The 1,832-nt window shown below is 73.1% G+C and carries 1 protein-coding gene; it reads left to right on the forward strand.

Going from position 1 to position 1,832, the window contains the following annotated elements; all coding sequences use genetic code 11:
- Window positions 1-27: 27 nt before the first annotated feature.
- Window positions 28-1,832, forward strand: a 1,805-nt coding sequence (locus tag FE256_RS17850) for a DNA polymerase III subunit gamma and tau (protein WP_138178323.1), incomplete at its 3' end; no start/stop codon positions are given.

The raw sequence follows: 1,832 nt of genomic DNA on the forward strand, positions 1-1,832 counted from the left end.
GTCGGTGGCACGCCGTAGGCTGGAGGAGTGACGACAGCCCTGTACCGCCGATACCGCCCTCAGGCGTTTGGCGAGATGATCGGGCAGTCGCAAGTGACCGAGCCGCTGATGACCGCCCTGCGCAGTGACCGGGTGGGGCACGCCTACCTCTTCTCGGGTCCGCGCGGCTGCGGCAAGACGACTTCTGCCCGTATCCTCGCGCGCTGCTTGAACTGCGCCGAAGGCCCCACCGACACCCCGTGCGGGAAGTGCGACAGCTGCGTCGAGCTGGGTCGCGGCGGTGGCGGTTCGCTCGACGTCGTCGAGATCGACGCGGCGAGCCACAACGGTGTCGACGACGCGCGCGACCTGCGCGAACGCGCGATCTTCGCGCCGGCGCGCGACCGCTTCAAGATCTTCATCCTCGATGAGGCGCACATGGTGACCCAGCAGGGCTTCAACGCCCTGCTCAAGCTCGTCGAAGAGCCTCCTGCGCACGTGAAGTTCATCTTCGCCACGACCGAGCCCGAGAAGGTGCTGGGCACGATCCGCTCGCGGACGCACCACTATCCCTTCCGTCTCGTGCCGCCGGCGGCGATGCTCGAGTACGTCCAAGAACTGTGCGAGACCGAGGGCGTCGCGGTCGAGGCGGGCGTGCTTCCGCTCGTCGTGCGCGCCGGCGGCGGGTCACCGCGTGACACCCTCTCGTTGCTCGATCAGCTCATTGCCGGATCCGATCGGGATGCCGAGGGCCGGGTGCTCGTGAACTACGAGCGGGCCGTCGCACTCCTCGGCTACACGCACTCCGAACTGCTCGACGAGGTCGTCGACGCTTTTGCCGCTCACGACGGCGCGGGGGCGTTCACCGCGATCGACCGTGTCGTGCAGACGGGTCAGGATCCGCGGCGTTTCGTCGACGATCTGCTCGAGCGTCTGCGCGACCTCATCGTCGTCGCTGCGACGGGAGCGGGAGCCTCGGCGGTGCTACGCGGAGTGCCCGACGACGAACTCGAACGCATGGCCCGCCAGGCCACCGCTTTCGGTGTCGCGCGACTGTCGCGGACGGCGGACCTCGTCGTCGCGGCCCTCGACGAGATGACCGGTGCCACGTCTCCTCGTCTGCAACTCGAGCTCCTCGTCGCCCGGGTCCTCACCCACGCGGGGGTCTCGCAGGGGGGCTCACCCGCCGCGGCGGCCGCGCACGGCACCGAGCAGGCGGCTGCGTCCGCCGCGCCTCCCGCCCCGAACCGTGAGGCCCCGGCCGCCCGCGTGGCTCCGCCCGCAACGGCGCCCGCCGTTGCGGCGCCGGCTGCACCGCGCGTCGCGGCGCCGGGTGTCGTCGCGCCCGCCGGGGTCGCCTCGCCGACCGTCGCTTCGCCAACGGTCGCGTCTCCCGGGGTCGCCTCTCCCGGAATCGCCTCGCCGGGTGTCGTCGCGCCCGCCGCTCCCCGCGTCGCCGCGCCCGCCGTCGCTTCACCGGGTACGGCCCAGCCCACGTCGTCCACCGCTCCCGACGGTGCCGCGTCGGCCTCAGCCGGGTCGTCATCTCCGGCGCCGGCATCCGAGGCGCCCGCCCCGGCGGCGGCGTCCCCCGCGGGTGCTCCGCCCCGAGATCGCGCGCCCGGGCGGTCGACGGCATCCGTCGACACTCCGTCCGACGACGATGCCCCGCCTCCTTTCGGCGACGACGATGCCCCGCCGCCGTTCGACGACGAGCCGCCGGGTGTCTCCGACGCGCATCCGTTCGACACCGCGCCCACGGCCGACGCGTTCGAGCCCGGCGCCTCCGGGCCGGCAGAGGCGGCTCCGCAGGAGCGTGCCTCCCGTCCGGCCGAGCCCGCCCCCACGGATTC

Source organism: Microbacterium sp. 5K110, from assembly GCF_005774735.1.
Lineage (GTDB): Bacteria > Actinomycetota > Actinomycetes > Actinomycetales > Microbacteriaceae > Microbacterium.